Raw genomic sequence first — 1,340 nt, 5'->3', positions numbered from 1 at the left:
TGATCTCCGGGGCGGTCTCGGCGATCATCACCTTGTGGACCGTGTGGCCCTTGATGTCCATGCCGAGGATGTCCGTCGCGCGGGCGACGGCCTCGTCCGGGGTGGCGGCGAGCTTCACGCCACCGGCCTTGCCGCGGCCACCGACCTTCACCTGAGCCTTGACGACGGACTTGCCGCCCAGACGCTCGGTGATCTCGCGCGCCGCCTCAGGCGTGTCGATGACTTCACCGGCCAGCACCGGTACATCGTGCTTGGCGAAGAGGTCCCTCGCCTGGTACTCGAACAGGTCCACGCGCTTCCGTCCCTATCAGTGATCTCGCGGTTCGTTGGATGCGTGGGCGTGCCGCGAAGGGCAACGTGACGTCCGCTGTGTCACAAGGGGGGCGCACACGGTGACCGAGCGCGCGGCATGTCCGTCTCGCAGGTTATCGCCGCATGCGGGGGGTCTCTAAATCGCGGGTCACACCTGAGCGGTGATACCTGTCACATGATGCCGCCCTCACTGGCACGGGGTGCCGGGGGTGAGGGGGTGACCAGGGGTCTGAGCTGGGGCGCGAGCCGGGGCGGCGGGGGCTGGATGCCGGTCGGTGGGCGCGCGCGGGCGGGTGGACCGGGGGCGCGGGGCCCGGGGCCGGGCGCGGGCCGTATGCGGGCCGGGCGCGGGCCGGGCGGTCGGCTGAAGGGAGGGACCTCACCGGGTTGGGGTTGACCCGGTGAGGTCCGTCGTGCGCCCCGCAGGTGTCGCGAGTGCGGCTGCTGCGGGGTGCGGGCCGGCGGGTCCCCACCCCAATGGGGTCCCGCCGGCACCGTCCGCGGGGACACGGCCCGGACGGACCGCCGACGGCTTTCGGCCGTCCGTCCGGGTCCTGAGGCCTCGCGGAGTCTCTTCGTCTGCCCCGACGCCGTTCCCGGTCACGGCGGGGCGCGGGGGCGCGCCGGTGCTGGGGAAGGGTCTGAGGCGGGCTGTGCGGTGCGGCCGCCCGATGCGCGTCCTGGGCGTGGCCCAGGGGGACCGGCTCACGCCGGGCCGGGCAAGGGCTTCGGGTACGGCTGCCGCGACCGTCGGCTGTCTGGTGCTCTGGTGCCGTCTGTCCGGCGAGGGAGAGGGGCGGCCCGGACGTGCGGGCAGCCCTCTTCCCCACCCGAGCGGCGGGCCGCGTCGCGGTGAGGGGGCCTGGCTAGGCCGGTGAGACGGGGATGTCCCGGTACCGCTCCTGCGGCTCGGGCGCGTCGGCGTGTACGACGGCGCCGGGCACGAGCCGGACCGGGACCAGGTGGTGCGGGGCGATCGCGTGGGCGTCGCCGTGGCGCGGTGCGCCGCCGTCGGTGCCCGTGCCGGT

General features: G+C 74.7%; 1 protein-coding gene. It reads right to left on the bottom strand.

The features are described from left to right. The coding region (locus tag GTW67_RS01590) for an ATP-grasp domain-containing protein (RefSeq protein WP_346010533.1) at nt 1-292 on the bottom strand (292 nt) is incomplete at its 3' end. Between the last annotated feature and the right edge of the window lie 1,048 nt (nt 293-1,340).

Origin of the sequence: Streptomyces sp. SID5910, from assembly GCF_009862125.1 — a bacterium.
GTDB lineage: Bacteria > Actinomycetota > Actinomycetes > Streptomycetales > Streptomycetaceae > Streptomyces.
This window is presented reverse-complemented; position numbering and strand designations above follow the sequence as displayed.